This is a genomic window from Pseudomonas sp. TH04, from assembly GCF_016651355.1.
Taxonomy (GTDB): domain Bacteria; phylum Pseudomonadota; class Gammaproteobacteria; order Pseudomonadales; family Pseudomonadaceae; genus Aquipseudomonas; species Aquipseudomonas fluorescens.
Genome location: NZ_JAEKEA010000001.1, coordinates 4,062,849 through 4,077,618, shown reverse-complemented (window position 1 = coordinate 4,077,618; position 14,770 = coordinate 4,062,849). Strand labels below are relative to the sequence as shown.

Sequence of the window (14,770 nt, the reverse complement as noted above, 5' to 3'; positions counted from 1 at the left end):
TGTCCCTAAGCTGCATCGCGCTTGGCGCCGTTGCGGTAAACCTGCACCGCATCGATCAAGGCTTGCAGAATCGCGGCGCTTTCGCCGATCACCGACAGGTCGGCACGCTTGATCATGTCGCAGCCCGGGTCGAGGTTGATGGCCACCACCTTGTCGCAGGCACCGATGCCTTGCAGGTGCTGGATCGCCCCGGAAATCCCCACAGCCACATACACCCGCGCGGTGACCCAGGTACCACTGGCGCCGACCTGGCGATCACGCGCCATAAAGCCGTCGTCCACCGCCACCCGCGAGGCGCCTTCGGTAGCACCGAGGGCGGCTGCAGTCTGGTGGAACAAGGCCCAGTCCTTCACGCCGTTACCGCCGGAGAAAATAAACTCCGCTTCGGCCATGGGAATCGCCGCCGGGTCGACTGCCACGGCGCCGAGGTCTTCGATCCGCGACAAGCTGCGCGCCAAGGCTGTGGATAACTCCACGGGCAACACTTCGTGGCGCGTGTCGCTGACCGGATCGGCACATTCGGCTGCGGCGAGAATCAGGCGTGGCAACGGTCGAGCCAAGTCCTCCTGGCCCGCACCGGCACGCCCGATGCACTCCTCACCTTTGATTTGCCAGACCCGCGTGGCGGGGCGCTCCTTGAGGCTCGCCGCAAAACGCCGGCCCAACTCGCCGCCGCCACTGCGACTGTCCGGCAGCAACCAATGACGCGGGTTGAACTGGTTATCCACAGCCCGCAGGCCCTGGACGCGTTGCTCCGGTGAATAACCGTCGAACGCGTGGCCTTCGAGCACCAGCAGGCGATCAACGCCCGCCGTCGCAAAAGCGTTTTCCTTGTGTTCGCCGAACACCACCGCCAGCACGGCGCCGTCGCTGCCGGCAAGTTGTCGGGCCAGGCCGAGCAGGTCGCGGTCGTGGCTGCTCAGGCGGCCGCCGACCATGTCGGGCACCACGTTGATGTAGAACGCCGGCGCCGGCACCTGGTGCAGCGGCAATTGTACTTCCGCCGCCGCCGTACGCTTGGCCGTCCCGCCCTGCTGGGCACCGCTGCGGTCAATACGCTTGAGGCCGTTGGGGCCGATAAAACCGACACCATGTACGTTTTTGCGGATGACGCCGTTAGGCCCCATCCAACTGTGTTGCTGTGGCTGCATCGCCGCATGCAGCGGATGCAGGCGGTTACGGGCGATCCATTCGGCCCGTGGATCGCGGCGGATAATGTCGCTCATCAATGCACCTCCGCAGGTTCACGCTTGATAGGGGCTTTCACCGGGGCGGTGTCTTCGAGCAAGGCGTCAGCGACCAGTTCGGCAATATCCTTGATCAATGGGCGCGGTTCGACGACGCCTTCGAGCATCGCCGTGCATTGCGGGCAGCCTACGGCCACCAGCTCGGCGCCGGTTTCGCGGATGTCTTCCATGCGCATATCCGGGATACGTTGCTTGCCGGGGATATCGGTGATGGGCGCACCGCCCCCGCCGCCACAGCAGCGCGAGCGGAAACCGGAGCGTTGCATCTCCTTGACCTCGATACCCAGCGCGCGCAGCACTTGGCGCGGCGCCTCGTATTCGCCGTTGTAGCGGCCGAGGTAGCACGGGTCGTGATAAGTCACGCTATTGCCCTTGTGCTGCCCCAGGTTCAACGCACCTTCGCCGATCAGCTCGGCCATGAACGTGCTGTGGTGCTGCACCAGGTAGTTGCCGTTGAAGGCGCCGTATTCGTTTTTCAGCACATGGAAACTGTGCGGGTCGCAGGTGACGATGCGTTTGAAGCTGTACTTGGCCAGGGTCTGGATATTGCGCGCCGCCAGCAGCTGGAAAGTCGCCTCGTCCCCCAGACGCCGCGCCACATCACCGCTGTCGCGCTCCTCCAGGCCCAACACCGCAAAGTCGACGTTGGCCGCTTTCAGCACCTTGACGAAGGCCCGCAGGGTGCGCTGATTACGCATGTCGAAGGCACCGTCGCCCACCCAGAACAACACCTCGGTGCTGCCTGTGTCGCTGAGCAGCGGCAGGTTCAAATCCGCCGCCCAGTTCAGGCGACCACCCGGTGCGAAGCCGCCGGGGTTATCAGTGGCGATCAGGTTTTCGAGGACTTCGGCGCCCTTGTTCGGCGTGGCGCCTTTTTCCAGAGTGAGATGGCGGCGCATGTCGACGATCGCATCCACGTGCTCGATCATCATCGGGCACTCTTCCACACAGGCCCGGCAGGTGGTGCACGACCACAGGGTCTCGGCGTCCACCAGGCCGTTGACGATTGGCTGATGCGGGTTGCCGCTGTGTGCGCCAATCGGCTTGCCTGGATACGGGCTGCCGGCAAAATTGGCATCGGTGCCGCCGGCCAGGCCAACCACCATGTCCTGGATCAGCTTCTTCGGGTTCAACGGCTGGCCGGCCGCAAAGGCCGGGCACGCGGCCTCGCACTTGCCGCATTGCACGCAGGCGTCGAAGCCGAGCAGCTGGTTCCAGGTGAAATCCTTGGGTTTTTCCACGCCCAGTGGCGCGGTTTTATCGCTCAAGTCCAGCGGCTTCAAACCGGTGGAGCGGCCGCCACCAAAGCGTTCGGCGCGGCGGTGCCAGGCCAGGTGCAGCGCGCCGGCGAAGGCGTGCTTCATCGGGCCGCCCCACGTCATGCCGAAGAACATCTCGGACACGCCCCACAACACGCCGACGCCGAGCAGTGCCGCGAGCAGCCAGCCGCCGAAGTCAGCCGGCAGAACCCCGGCCACCGGCAAGGTCACCAGGAAGAAGCTCACCGAGAATGCCATCAGGCTTTTCGGCAGGCGCATCCACGGGCCTTTCGACAGGCGTGACGGCGGATTGCGCCGACGCAGGTAGACGAACGTGGCGCCGACAAACATCAGCACCGAGGCGAGCAACAACGCGTAGCCGAGGATGCGGTTATGCAGGCCGAAGCCGTGAACCAGAATCGCCAACAGCGCCGACAGTACGAAGCCCAGGGCTGTGGCGACGTGGGTGTTGGCGATGTATTTGTCGCGGGCGACCACGTGGTGCAGGTCGACCATGTAGCGCTTGGGCATGGCCAAAAGGCCGCCGAGCAAGTCGACCCTGGAGGCGCGGCCACGGCGCCACATGTTCACCCGGCGCAATGCGCCGAGGACGGCAAGGCCCAGGGCGGCAAACAAGAGAATAGGCAGCAAGGTGTTCAACATGGTGAAGCTCCCAAAGACCACACCGGTCTACTGTGAGACCGACCTTAATGTGGGAGGGGGCTTGCTCCCGATGGCGGACTGTCAGTTCCTCTATCGGTAGCTGACCCACCGCTATCGGGAGCAAGCCCCCTCCCACACTTGACCGAGTACACAGTGGCTCAGTGTCGGGTCAGAAATCCTTGCACAAGCGCAGGGCGTCATAGATGGCGGCGTGGGTATTACGCTGGGCCACACAGTCACCGATGCGGAACAGCAAGTAGCCGTCACCCGCCTCGCTCAAGCACGGCTGCGGCTTGATCGCGAACAAGGCTTCGACGTCAATCTGGCCCTTGTTGCGCGAACCTTCCTTGAGCCCGTAGTAGATGGCTTCGTCCGGGCGCACACCGTTCTCGACCACCACTTGGTCAACCACGCGTTCTTCCTTGGCGCCGGTGTATTCGTTCTCCAGCACCGCCACCAGCTTGTCGCCCTCGCGGTAAACCTTTTCCAGCATCATGTCGCCGGTCATGATCACTTCTTTGGGGTACATGCTGCGGTAATAAGTCGGGAATGACGTACCGCCAATCGCCACGCCAGGCTTGATGTCGTCGGTGACGATTTCCACCTGGCTGCCCTTGTCGGCGAGGAAGTCGGCCACCGACATGCCGGTGAATTCGCAAATGGTGTCGTACACCAGCACGTTCTTGCCCGGCGCGACTTTGCCGTCGAGCACGTCCCAGCTGCTCACCACCAGGCCCTCAGCGGCGCCCCAGTGTTCGTTCTGCTCGATAAACGGATGCCCGCCGACGGCCAGCACCACGATGTCAGGCCGCAGATCGAGGATGGTCTCGGCATCCGCCGCCACGCCGAGGCGCAGGTCGACTTTCAAGCGCGCCAATTCCAGCTGGAACCAACGGGTGATGCCGGCGATCTGGTCGCGCTGCGGGGCTTTGGAGGCCGTGGTGATTTGCCCGCCGATAAACTCTTTCTTCTCGAACAGGGTTACGTCGTGGCCACGCTCGGCCGCTACCCGCGCGGCTTCCATCCCGGCCGGGCCGGCACCGACCACCACGACTTTGCGTTTGGCCCCGGTGGATTTCTCGATGATGTGCGGCACGCCCATGTATTCACGGGAGGTCGCGGCATTCTGGATGCACAACACATCCAGGCCCTGATATTGGCGGTCGATGCAGTAGTTGGCGCCGACGCACTGTTTGATCTGGTCGATCTGGCCCATTTTGATCTTGGCGATCAGGTGCGGGTCGGCGATGTGCGCACGGGTCATGCCGACCATGTCCACATAACCACCTTCCAGAATGCGCGTAGCCTGGTTCGGGTCCTTGATGTTCTGCGCGTGCAGCACGGGAACCTTGACCACTTCCTTGATACCGGCCGCCAGGTGCAGGAACGGCTCCGGCGGGTAACTCATGTTGGGGATCACGTTGGCCAGGGTATTGTGGGTATCGCAACCCGAACCCACCACGCCAATAAAGTCGAGCATGCCGGTGTCGTCGTAATACTTGGCGATCTGCTTCATGTCCTCGTGGGACAGGCCGTCCGGGTGGAACTCGTCGCCACACAGGCGCATGCCCACACAGAAGTCGTCACCGACCTCGGCGCGCACGGCTTTGAGCACTTCCAGGCCGAACTTCATGCGGCCCTCGAAAGTGCCGCCCCATTCGTCGGTACGCTTGTTGACCCGTGGGCTCCAGAACTGGTCGATCATGTGCTGGTGCACGGCGGACAGTTCCACACCGTCCAGGCCACCGGCCTTGGCGCGTTTGGCGGCGCTGGCGTAGTTGCCGATCACGCGCCAGATTTCTTCCGGTTCGATGGTCTTGCAGGTAGCACGGTGCACCGGCTCACGCACGCCGGACGGCGACATCAGGGTCGGCCAGTTGAAGCCGTCCCAGCGTGAGCGACGGCCCATGTGGGTAATCTGGATCATGATCTTGGCGCCATGCTTGTGCATGGCATCGGCCAGGTTCTGGAAATGCGGGATGATGCGGTCGGTGGACAGGTTCACCGAACTCCACCATTCCTGCGGGCTGTCGATGGCCACCACCGAGGAGCCGCCACAGATCGCCAGGCCGATACCGCCCTTGGCTTTCTCTTCGTAATACTTCACATAGCGGTCGGTGGTCATGCCGCCGTCGGTGGCATACACCTCGGCGTGGGCGGTACTGAGCACGCGGTTGCGGATGGTCAGTTTGCCGATCTGGATCGGCGCAAACATTGCTTCGAAAGCCATGGCAGGGTCCTCGACTTACAACGGCTTGACGGTGAACAGCCCGTCGTCGTGGCCTTCTTCGGAGCCACCGTAGACTTGTTCGGCTACCGTGCGGATTTTGCTGCCGCGCGCTTGCAGAATCTGGTCCATGGCGCCGGCGAACCAACCCGTGAACATGTAGTCGACCTTGCGCCCGACCTTGCCGTACACGTAGACGAATGCCGAGTGTTCGAGCTTGACGCTGGCAGTGCCTTTGTCGAGGTCGATGTCCTGGATCTTGAACAGGCCCCAGCCGCGTTGCGACAGGCGTTTCATGTAGTGCTCGAACACTGCAACGCCTTCCAGGCCGTGGCATTCAGCTTCTTTTTCACACCAGTGCCAGGCGGATTTGTAGCCGGCCTTGTAGAGGATTTCGGCGTAGGCGTCAGCGCCCAGTACTTCTTCGATACCGATGTGGTTATTGACGAAGAAATGGCGCGGCACGTACAGCATCGGCAGAGCATCGGAGGTCCAGACACCGGTTTCGCTGTCGACTTCGATTGGCAATTGCGGGGCGATCTTGGCCATGGAAACTTGACTCCAAACAATTCGTTTTGATGCCCGCTGCGCGACTGGCAACGGGCTGGGATTAGGAGAGCGGTGGCTTATTCGCCCCAGACGTCTTTGAGGACATTGACCCAGTTTTCGCCCATGATCTTGCGCACCACGCGCTCGCTGTGGCCGCGCTTGAGCAGGGTCTCGGTGAGGTTAGGGAACTCGCCCACGGTGCGGATGCCCAGCGGGTTGATGATCTTGCCGAAGCTGGTCAGGCGGCGGGCGTAACCCTTGTCGTGGGTCAGCATTTCGAAGAAATCCTGGCCATGGCCCTGGGTGAAGTCGGTGCCGATACCGATGGCGTCTTCACCGACGATGTTCATGGTGTATTCGATGGCTTCGGCGTAGTCGTCGATGGTCGAATCAATGCCCTTGGCCAGGAACGGCGCAAACATGGTCACGCCGACAAAACCGCCATGGTCGGCAATGAACTTCAGCTCTTCATCGGACTTGTTGCGCGGGTGCTCTTTGAGGCCCGACGGCAGACAGTGGGAGTAGCACACTGGTTTTTTCGATTCGAGGATGACTTCTTCGGAAGTCTTGGAGCCGACGTGGGACAGGTCGCACATGATGCCGACGCGGTTCATCTCGGCAACGATCTCACGGCCGAAACCCGACAGGCCGCCGTCGCGTTCGTAGCAGCCAGTGCCGACGAGGTTCTGGGTGTTGTAGCACATCTGCACCACACCGACGCCGAGCTGCTTGAAGATCTCGACGTAGCCCAGTTGGTCTTCAAACGCATGGGCGTTCTGGAAGCCGAAGATGATGCCGGTCTTGCCCTGTTCCTTGGCTTTGCGGATGTCGGCGGTGGTTTTCACCGGGATCACCAAATCGCTGTTCTCACGAATCAGGGTCTGGCTGGCCACAATGTTATTGATCGTGGCCTGGAACCCTTCCCACACCGACACGGTGCAGTTGGCGGCGGTCAGGCCACCTTTGCGCATGTCCTCGAACAGGTCGCGATTCCACTTGGCGATAATCAGCCCGTCGATAACGATGCTGTCGGCGTGCAATTCGGCTGGGCTCATCAGGCGTCCCCTTATTGGCGATTCATGCGCCGAATCGTCTGCCGGCGCTTTGGGGCCAGCATATGCCCAGGGGCAACCCGAGCCGGGTGCAAAAACGACAGGGGAATTGCCGAAAGCGTCAATCCACGACAAAGGCCTACATGACACGTCTGACTGACGACTGTTCTTTGTCTTACGCTTGAGCCAGAATTCCGCATCACCTGATATGAGACGGCGCAATGAAATCGATTTTCCTGGCTTTGGCACTCATCGCAACCGGCGTCCATGCGGCCGAAGACACCGACAGCACGCCGTGCGATGGCATCGAGAACGACAAGCAAACCCTGGAATGCGCGACTTTCAACAAAACCACCGCCGAGCAATTGCTCAAGGATAACTACCAAGGCCTGCTGGAACGCATGGGTTCGACCTATGGCAGCAACAAGTCACAACTGGCCGACATTACCGCTCGTCTGAAGGATGCCCAGCAGAAGTGGGAAAAACTGCGTGATGCCGATTGCGCCGTGGACACCTTCCCAGCGGTGAACGGCAGCAAGGACTATGCGATTCAGCAGAATGATTGCCTGGCGCGGATGAGTGATGAGCGGTCGGAGTTTTTGGAGTCGATTGGCCAGGAATAAGCCAGATTCAAAGCTTCCAGGATTATTGAAAAGGAATTCACATGTATTACCCACGCGAAGCGCAGAGGGATTTCCTCTACACGCGCGCCGCCCTGCTGTTTTTGGCCATGCTGATACTGTCGCTGATGCTGAGCTTGTCAGTGAGCCGGGGTGCTCCTTTTGCACTGATAAAGGCGGCGCCCATCGAAACCATCGGGCACATCACCCAACTGGAAAGCCTCAGCGCCTGGGCCTCAAGCACCAACGTGTATTACGCCTTCGACCATGAAGGCCAACGCATCGAAGGCATGGTGAACAACAGCAGCTACATCGACGACCCTGGCTACGAAGTGGGCAGCCCGGTCCCCGTGGTGTACTCAAAATGGTTTCCAACGGTGCATAACATCAAGGCGAACCTTAAATCGAGTTCGCCTAACTTCTACATCATGAGCGTAAGCGTCGGCTTGGTGATGGTGTTCGCGATACTGATGTTCTGGACGGCACATCAGATCTATCAACATCAAGAAGAAGACCGGCATTACTGATACTCGCCACTCAGCCTCCACTTTATTTAATAGGCCATTGCATGACTATTTGCGGCATCGAAATCAAGGGCAGCGAAGCCATCATCGCCGTCGCCTCCCTGGAGAATCAGGCGCTGACCCACGTCGCCCTGGCCACCAAGAAAATCGCCCTGGAAGACGACGACGAGGCCGCCAACGTCAAAGCCTTCGCCGCCCAGCTGAAGGCATTCGTGCAGGCAAATGCCATCACCCGCATCGCGATCAAGAAGCGCAGCAAGAAAGGCGAATTCGCCGGTGGCCCGACCACCTTCAAGATTGAAGGGGTGTTTCAATTGCTGGACGGGGTTGAGGTGACGTTGCTATCGCCGCAGACCATTAATGCGCAGAACAAGAAGCACGATTTTGAGCTACCGGCGTCGCTGAACAAGTATCAGCATGAGGCCTACAAGGCAGCGTGTTCGGCACTGGTAAAGAAATAAGCCACACCACACATCAGTGTGGGAGCGGGCTTGCTCGCGAATGCGGTGTGTCAGTAACAGATGTGCCTACTGATACACCGCATTCGCGAGCAAGCCCGCTCCCACCTTTGATTTAGGGTGTCTTCAGTTCGGTGTACGGTTTTTGTACAGCAGCCAATCACCAAAGGATTTGTCTTCCAGGGCATACCCGCCCCGGCTCGACTTCCACACCAGCTCTTTGTCGCGCAGGGCATCGATACAGGCCTGAATCGTCTGGGTGCCCGGCACCACGTCGCTGCCCATGCCCTCCAGGGCTTTGCTGACGGCCGTGAGGGTGCTGTCCGTGAAGGGCGCGAAGGGCTCGTTGGCGCGCGATCGCGCCACCATCACTTCCAGCACGGCACGCTGGGGGATGGTGAGGTTGTTCCAGGCGCTTTCGAATTCAGTCCATACCCCCGCGCGCAATAGTTCGGCACGGCTGTGCAGCAGCTGGCCCAAATTGCTGGCCTCGCCCAATTCCAGCGCCACTTCACCGATGATGGTGCGCAGCATCTCGGGACGATGACCGACCAACTCAAACGCCTCATCAATGTCGACAGCGCTGAATTGATTGCTGTCGGCCAGGTGCGCATTGAGGTGTGCGGTGTAAGCCTGGGTGAACGCTTTGCCGAGCAAGGGGAACGGCGTGATGCTGGAGCCGAAAAACGGCTGACTTTTGCCCAACACCAAATGCGCAAGCTTGTCGCGATTGGAACCGGTGAACACCAGGTGCAAGCCGCTCCCCTCCTCGTCACGGCCCTGGTTGAGCTGATCCCGGGCAGCCTTCAACGCAAACATCGCGTTGATCCCTGACTCGCTGGTCAATGCGTGCTGCGCTTCGTCAATCACCAGGACCACGGGTTTTTCGGCAGCACTGTGGAGCAATTCCAACGCTTGGGTCAGCGTCGCACCGACTGGCAGCTGTGGCTTGGTAAAGTCCCAGGACAGGGTACGCAGAAAACTTAGTTTTTCGATTCCAAGGTTCTTGGCCAGTTTGCGAATGCCCTTCTCATAGGGCACCAGAGCAGCGGCAATTGCGCCGGCGATCAGCTCTGCCGGATCTTTGTCTTTGTCGGCCCAGAGGTCGACATACACCGCCAGCCAACCCCGGAGCTGGCACTCCGGGATCAGGTCTTCGCGCAAAAAGGTGCTTTTGCCGGTGCGCCGAGGCGCCGCCAGGAACAGGCCCGAGGTGAAATCCTGGATCCCGGCCCCCACCAAACCGTCGGCAATGCTACTTGCCAGTGTGGGGCGGCGGAACACGAAGCCGCTGTGCTTGGACATGGTTTTATACTCAATTATTTAAGCAACTATAAATTATAGCCATGAGTATAATTGACTATAATTGCCGATCAAACCACCTCCCGTCGCCGATCTTCCCGCGGGCACTTGGCAAACCGCGCCCGATAGCTGCGCGTGAAGTACGACGGCGACTCAAACCCGCACGCAATACTCACCTCCAGCACGCTCATATCGCTCTGGCGCAGCAGTTGCCGGGCTTTTTCCAGGCGTAAGCCCAAATAGAAGTTGCTCGGTGTGTCATTCAAATGCAGGCGAAACAGCCGCTCCAACTGCCGCCGCGTCACTTTGATTGCTTCCGCCAGCGCCAAGGTGCTCAGCGGCGGTTCGGTGTGTTGCTCCATCTCGCCAATCACCTGCACCAACTTCTTGTTGTTGATGCCGTAGCGCGTGGCGATCTGCATGCGTTGGTGGTCTTTGCGTGGGCGGATGCGGCCGAGCACGAATTGTTCGGACACCTGGATCGCCAGGTCGGGCCCGTGAGCCTGGGCGATCAGGTCGAGCATCAGGTCGATGGACGCAGTGCCGCCGGCGCAGGTGATGCGGCGACGGTCGATCTCGAACAGCTCCTGGGTCACGGTGAGCTGGGGATAAGATTCCTTGAACGCATCAATGGCTTCCCAGTGCAGCGTCAGGCGGTGGCCGTCGAGCAAACCGGCTTCGGCGAGCACGCAGGCACCGGTGTCGATGGCGCCAAGGGTGACGCCTTCGTGGTCGAGGCGGCGCAGCCAGTGTTCCAGTGCCGGCGTGGCGAACTGCAGCGGCTCGAAACCGGCCACCACCAGCAGGGTCGCGCCCTTTTTCAGCGGCTCCAGCGCAGCGTCGGCGTTGACCGACATGCCATTGCTCGCCAGCACCGCGCCGCCGTCGGCACTCAATACGTGCCAGCGATACAGCTCGCCGCGAAAACGATTGGCGACCCGCAGCGGTTCGAGCGCAGAAATAAAGCCGATGGCAGAGAAGCCCGGCATCAGCAGAAAGTAGAAATCCTGGGACATGGTGCGCTCTCGTAGGACGGACAGCGTGCTCACTGTGATACGCCAGTTCAATCGGTCATTCAAGGGGGCAGGTCGCTGCAGTGCAAGAGCGAGTCGCCGCCGTGCGTTTTGTCGCCCCGCAAGCTGCGTAACGTGATCCCACGGCGCACAAAGACGCCGGAACCCACAATAACAACCTGCCGAGGGAACCACCATGAACCGACTGATCAGCCGCTGCGTGCTCGCATTCAGCGCCAGCGCCATTTTGAGCACCAACGTCATGGCCGCCGATGCGGCTTCTTGCCAGAACGTGCGCATGGGCGTGGTGAACTGGACCGACGTAATCGCCACCAGCGCCATGACCCAAGTGTTGCTCGACGGCCTCGGCTACAAGACCAAACAAACCAGCGCCTCCCAGCAAATCATCTTCGCCGGTATCCGCGACCAGCGCCTGGACCTGTTCCTGGGTTACTGGAACCCGCTGATGACCCAGACCATCACCCCGTTCGTCGACGCCAAGCAGGTCAAGGTCCTTGAAAAACCCAGCCTGGAAGACGCCCGCGCGACCCTGGCGGTGCCGACCTACCTGGCGGACAAGGGCCTGAAAACTTTCGCTGACATCGCCAAGTTCGAAAAAGAACTGGGCGGCAAGATCTACGGCATCGAGCCGGGCTCGGGTGCCAACACCCAGATCAAGGCGATGATTGCCAAGAACCAGTTCGGCCTGGGCAAGTTCCAACTGGTGGAGTCCAGTGAGGCCGGCATGCTCGCCGCCGTAGACCGCGCCGTGCGCCGCAAGGAAGCCGTGGTGTTCTTCGGCTGGGCGCCACACCCGATGAACGTCAACGTCGCGATGACGTACCTCACCGGCAGCGACGACGCCCTGGGCCCGAACGAAGGCATGGCCACCGTATGGAGCGTCACTTCGCCGACCTACGCCGAACAGTGCCCCAACATCCACAAGCTGCTGACCAACCTGACCTTCACTGCCGCCGACGAGAGCCGAATGATGCAGCCGTTGCTGGATCACAAGGACGCGTTCGAGTCCGCCAAGCAGTGGCTCAAGGATCACCCGCAAGACCAGCAACGCTGGCTCGAAGGGGTGACGACCTTCGACGGCAAACCGGCCGCCGCCAACCTGCAATTGAGCAGCCAATAACCTGATTCGAATCACCGTATCGCAGCCGCGCCTGGCTGCGAACGGCATCACTACGCCCGCCTGTAAGGAACCTGCCTCATGAACCACGACGTCATCATCACCTGCGCACTCACCGGTGCTGGCGACACGACCGCCAGAAGCCCGCACGTGCCGGTCACCCCCAAACAAATCGCTGCGGCCGCCGTGGAAGCCGCCAAGGCCGGCGCGACCGTCGTGCATTGCCACGTGCGTGACCCGCAGACCGGCAAATTCAGCCGCGACGTCGCCCTGTACCGCGAAGTGATGGAGCGCATCCGCGAGGCCGACATCGACATCATCGTCAACCTCACCGCCGGCATGGGCGGCGACCTCGAAATCGGCGGCGGCGAGCACCCGATGGAGTTCGGCCCCAACACCGACCTGGTCGGCCCGCTGACTCGCCTGGCGCACGTCGAGGCGTTGCTGCCGGAAATCTGCACCCTGGACTGCGGCACCCTGAACTTCGGCGATGGCGACACCATTTACGTGTCTACCCCGGCGCAACTGCGTGCCGGCGCCAAGCGTATTCAAGCGCTGGGCGTAAAAGCCGAGCTGGAAATTTTCGACACCGGCCACCTGTGGTTCGCCAAGCAGATGATCAAGGAAGGCCTGCTCGACAACCCGTTGTTCCAGCTGTGCCTGGGTATCCCATGGGGCGCACCGGCTGACACCACCACCATGAAAGCCATGGTCGACAACTTGCCGGCCGATGCGGTGTGGGCCGGCTTCGGGATCGGCCGCATGCAAATGCCGATGGCGGCGCAAGCCGTGCTGCTGGGCGGCAACGTGCGGGTCGGCCTGGAAGACAACCTGTGGCTGGACAAAGGCGTGCTCGCCACCAATGGCCAACTGGTGGAACGCGCCAGTGAAATCCTCAGCCGCCTCGGTGCGCGGGTCATGACCCCGGCTGAAGGCCGCGTGAAGATGGGCCTGACCAAACGCGGCTAGACACGCAACAGGACTCACTGCCGAAACCGAATCAAAGGTGGCAGCGGGCTTGCTCGCGAAGGCGGCGAATCAGCCACCGAATGCATCAACTGACACAGCGCATTCGCGAGCAAGCCCGCGCCCACATTTTGAACCGGTTGCCAAAACAGAATTTGCGAATATTTTTAGGAATTTGCCATGCGTTTTATCACTGAGATCAAAACCTTCGCCGCCCTCGGCAGCGGCGTTATCGGCAGCGGTTGGGTGTCCCGCGCCCTGGCCCACGGCCTGGACGTGGTCGCCTGGGACCCGGCGCCCGGCGCTGAAGCCGCCCTGCGCAAGCGTGTCGCCAATGCCTGGGGCGCGCTGGAGAAACACGGCCTGGCAGCCGGTGCATCCCAGGACCGCTTGCGCTTCGTCGCGACCATCGAAGAGTGCGTGAAAGACGCAGACTTCATCCAGGAAAGTGCCCCGGAGCGCCTGGAGTTGAAGCTGGAACTGCACAGCAAGATCAGCGCAGCGGCCAAGCCGAATGCGTTGATTGGCTCGAGCACCTCGGGCCTGCTACCGAGTGAATTCTACGAAGGCTCGACCCACCCGGAGCGCTGCGTGGTCGGTCACCCGTTCAACCCGGTTTACCTGCTGCCGCTGGTGGAAGTGGTGGGCGGCAAGCACACCGCACCGGAGGCTGTTCAAGCGGCGATCAAGGTGTACGAATCCCTCGGCATGCGCCCGTTACATGTGCGCAAGGAAGTACCGGGCTTTATCGCTGACCGCCTACTCGAAGCGCTGTGGCGTGAAGCGTTGCACCTGGTGAATGACGGCGTGGCGACGACGGGCGAGATCGACGACGCGATCCGGTTTGGCGCCGGTTTGCGCTGGTCGTTCATGGGCACCTTCCTGACTTACACCCTCGCAGGTGGCGATGCCGGCATGCGGCATTTCATGGCGCAGTTCGGCCCGGCGTTGCAGTTGCCGTGGACGTACTTGCCGGCGCCGGAATTGACCGACAAGTTGATTGACGATGTGGTGGATGGCACCCGCGAGCAGTTGGGCACGCACAGCATTTCGGCGCTGGAGCGCTATCGTGATGATTGCCTGTTGGCGGTGCTTGAAGCGGTAAAAACCACCAAAGCCAAACACGGTATGAGCTTCGCTGAGTAACTAATGTGGGAGCGGGCTTGCTCGCGAATGCGGTGGATCAGTACCGAATGCATCAACTGACACACCGCATTCGCGAGCAAGCCCGCTCCCACATTTTTGACCGATTACATTTTCGGATTACACGCCATGCCTGCACTGACTGCTTACACCACAAAAATCCAACCCGACTGGGTGGATTACAACGGCCACCTGCGCGATGCGTTCTACCTGCTGATTTTCAGTTACGCCACCGACGCACTGATGGACACCTTGGGGCTGGACAGCGAAAACCGCGAAGCCAGCGGCCACTCGCTGTTCACCCTGGAGCTGCACCTCAACTATCTGCACGAGGTAAAACTCGGTGCCGAAGTGGAGGTGCACACTCAGCTCATCGCCCACGATGCCAAGCGCCTGCACCTCTATCACAGCCTGCACCTGGTGGGCGGTGAGAAGGAACTGGCAGGCAACGAACAGATGTTGCTGCACGTCGATCTCGCCGGCCCGCATGCGGCGCCGTTCACCGAAGCGACCCTGGAAAAACTCATCGCCATCAGCGCTGAGCAGGCCGACCTGCCACGGCCCGCCCTCCTCGGCCGGGTGATTGGACTGCCACCCAAAAAACCATAA

General features: G+C 61.1%; 14 protein-coding genes. 7 read left to right on the top strand and 7 right to left on the bottom strand.

Annotated elements, in window-relative coordinates; all coding sequences use genetic code 11:
- Positions 1 to 5 precede the first annotated feature (5 nt).
- From etfA to JFT85_RS18260, 5 genes are all read right to left on the bottom strand, one after another.
- Entirely contained in the window at positions 6 to 1,226 is a 1,221-nt protein-coding gene (etfA, locus tag JFT85_RS18280; RefSeq protein ID WP_053258382.1) for an electron transfer flavoprotein subunit alpha, read from the bottom strand.
- Positions 1,226 to 3,169 (bottom strand): dimethylglycine demethylation protein DgcB, encoded by a 1,944-nt coding sequence (gene dgcB, locus JFT85_RS18275; RefSeq protein ID WP_053258383.1) that lies wholly within the window; start codon positions 3,167 to 3,169, stop codon positions 1,226 to 1,228. Before dgcB ends, etfA begins: the two co-directional genes overlap by 1 nt.
- A 169-nt stretch (positions 3,170 to 3,338) precedes the next feature.
- A complete protein-coding gene (dgcA, locus tag JFT85_RS18270) occupies positions 3,339 to 5,399 on the bottom strand; it encodes a dimethylglycine demethylation protein DgcA (RefSeq protein ID WP_069552019.1) in 2,061 nt (686 codons plus the stop codon).
- A 15-nt stretch (positions 5,400 to 5,414) separates the two neighbouring features.
- Entirely contained in the window at positions 5,415 to 5,945 is a 531-nt protein-coding gene (locus tag JFT85_RS18265) for a DUF5943 domain-containing protein (RefSeq protein WP_016972865.1), read from the bottom strand.
- Between the two features lie 77 nt (positions 5,946 to 6,022).
- The gene (locus JFT85_RS18260) at positions 6,023 to 7,000 is read right to left on the bottom strand and encodes a dipeptidase (RefSeq protein WP_053258385.1); all 978 of its coding nucleotides are present in this window, start codon (positions 6,998 to 7,000) and stop codon (positions 6,023 to 6,025) included.
- Positions 7,001 to 7,218: 218 nt separating this feature from the next.
- Here JFT85_RS18260 and JFT85_RS18255 point away from each other — a divergent pair, with 218 nt between their 5' ends.
- The 3 genes from JFT85_RS18255 to JFT85_RS18245 are packed head-to-tail and all read left to right on the top strand — an operon-like array spanning position 7,219 to position 8,602.
- Positions 7,219 to 7,620, top strand: coding sequence for a lysozyme inhibitor LprI family protein (locus tag JFT85_RS18255; protein ID WP_053258386.1), 402 nt, complete (start codon positions 7,219 to 7,221; stop codon positions 7,618 to 7,620).
- A gap of 41 nt (positions 7,621 to 7,661) precedes the next feature.
- On the top strand, positions 7,662 to 8,144 hold the full coding sequence (locus tag JFT85_RS18250) for a hypothetical protein (RefSeq protein ID WP_078827452.1): 483 nt from the start codon (positions 7,662 to 7,664) through the stop codon (positions 8,142 to 8,144).
- A gap of 41 nt (positions 8,145 to 8,185) precedes the next feature.
- Positions 8,186 to 8,602 (top strand): DUF3010 family protein, encoded by a 417-nt coding sequence (locus JFT85_RS18245; RefSeq protein ID WP_053258388.1) that lies wholly within the window; start codon positions 8,186 to 8,188, stop codon positions 8,600 to 8,602.
- A gap of 123 nt (positions 8,603 to 8,725) precedes the next feature.
- On the opposite strand, the gene JFT85_RS18240 is transcribed toward JFT85_RS18245, so the two are convergent.
- Both JFT85_RS18240 and JFT85_RS18235 read right to left on the bottom strand, forming a co-directional pair.
- Positions 8,726 to 9,904, bottom strand: a complete 1,179-nt coding sequence (locus JFT85_RS18240; RefSeq protein WP_053258389.1) for an AAA family ATPase — start codon at positions 9,902 to 9,904, stop codon at positions 8,726 to 8,728.
- Positions 9,905 to 9,972: 68 nt separating this feature from the next.
- A complete protein-coding gene (locus JFT85_RS18235; RefSeq protein ID WP_053258390.1) occupies positions 9,973 to 10,917 on the bottom strand; it encodes a GlxA family transcriptional regulator in 945 nt (314 codons plus the stop codon).
- A gap of 193 nt (positions 10,918 to 11,110) precedes the next feature.
- Here JFT85_RS18235 and JFT85_RS18230 point away from each other — a divergent pair, with 193 nt between their 5' ends.
- The 4 genes from JFT85_RS18230 to JFT85_RS18215 all read left to right on the top strand — a co-directional run bounded on the left by JFT85_RS18230 (position 11,111) and on the right by JFT85_RS18215 (position 14,770).
- Positions 11,111 to 12,055, top strand: a complete 945-nt coding sequence (locus JFT85_RS18230; protein ID WP_069552016.1) for a choline ABC transporter substrate-binding protein — start codon at positions 11,111 to 11,113, stop codon at positions 12,053 to 12,055.
- Positions 12,056 to 12,133: 78 nt separating this feature from the next.
- A complete protein-coding gene (locus tag JFT85_RS18225; protein ID WP_053258392.1) occupies positions 12,134 to 13,021 on the top strand; it encodes a 3-keto-5-aminohexanoate cleavage protein in 888 nt (295 codons plus the stop codon).
- A gap of 177 nt (positions 13,022 to 13,198) precedes the next feature.
- On the top strand, positions 13,199 to 14,164 hold the full coding sequence (locus tag JFT85_RS18220) for an L-carnitine dehydrogenase (protein WP_069552014.1): 966 nt from the start codon (positions 13,199 to 13,201) through the stop codon (positions 14,162 to 14,164).
- A 126-nt stretch (positions 14,165 to 14,290) separates the two neighbouring features.
- Positions 14,291 to 14,770, top strand: a complete 480-nt coding sequence (locus tag JFT85_RS18215) for a thioesterase family protein (RefSeq protein WP_187601237.1) — start codon at positions 14,291 to 14,293, stop codon at positions 14,768 to 14,770.

Excerpts from the sequence above, each read along its gene's own strand:
- JFT85_RS18265 (WP_016972865.1), bottom strand. The coding sequence starts at position 5,945 with ATGGCCAAGATCGCCCCGCAATTGCCAATCGAAGTCGACAGCGAAACC.
- JFT85_RS18260 (WP_053258385.1), bottom strand. The coding sequence starts at position 7,000 with ATGAGCCCAGCCGAATTGCACGCCGACAGCATCGTTATCGACGGGCTG.
- JFT85_RS18255 (WP_053258386.1), top strand. The coding sequence starts at position 7,219 with ATGAAATCGATTTTCCTGGCTTTGGCACTCATCGCAACCGGCGTCCAT.
- JFT85_RS18240 (WP_053258389.1), bottom strand. The coding sequence starts at position 9,904 with ATGTCCAAGCACAGCGGCTTCGTGTTCCGCCGCCCCACACTGGCAAGT.
- dgcB (WP_053258383.1), bottom strand. The coding sequence starts at position 3,169 with ATGTTGAACACCTTGCTGCCTATTCTCTTGTTTGCCGCCCTGGGCCTT.
- etfA (WP_053258382.1), bottom strand. The coding sequence starts at position 1,226 with ATGAGCGACATTATCCGCCGCGATCCACGGGCCGAATGGATCGCCCGT.
- dgcA (WP_069552019.1), bottom strand. The coding sequence starts at position 5,399 with ATGGCTTTCGAAGCAATGTTTGCGCCGATCCAGATCGGCAAACTGACC.
- JFT85_RS18215 (WP_187601237.1), top strand. The coding sequence starts at position 14,291 with ATGCCTGCACTGACTGCTTACACCACAAAAATCCAACCCGACTGGGTG.
- JFT85_RS18225 (WP_053258392.1), top strand. The coding sequence starts at position 12,134 with ATGAACCACGACGTCATCATCACCTGCGCACTCACCGGTGCTGGCGAC.
- JFT85_RS18245 (WP_053258388.1), top strand. The coding sequence starts at position 8,186 with ATGACTATTTGCGGCATCGAAATCAAGGGCAGCGAAGCCATCATCGCC.
- JFT85_RS18230 (WP_069552016.1), top strand. The coding sequence starts at position 11,111 with ATGAACCGACTGATCAGCCGCTGCGTGCTCGCATTCAGCGCCAGCGCC.
- JFT85_RS18235 (WP_053258390.1), bottom strand. The coding sequence starts at position 10,917 with ATGTCCCAGGATTTCTACTTTCTGCTGATGCCGGGCTTCTCTGCCATC.
- JFT85_RS18250 (WP_078827452.1), top strand. The coding sequence starts at position 7,662 with ATGTATTACCCACGCGAAGCGCAGAGGGATTTCCTCTACACGCGCGCC.
- JFT85_RS18220 (WP_069552014.1), top strand. The coding sequence starts at position 13,199 with ATGCGTTTTATCACTGAGATCAAAACCTTCGCCGCCCTCGGCAGCGGC.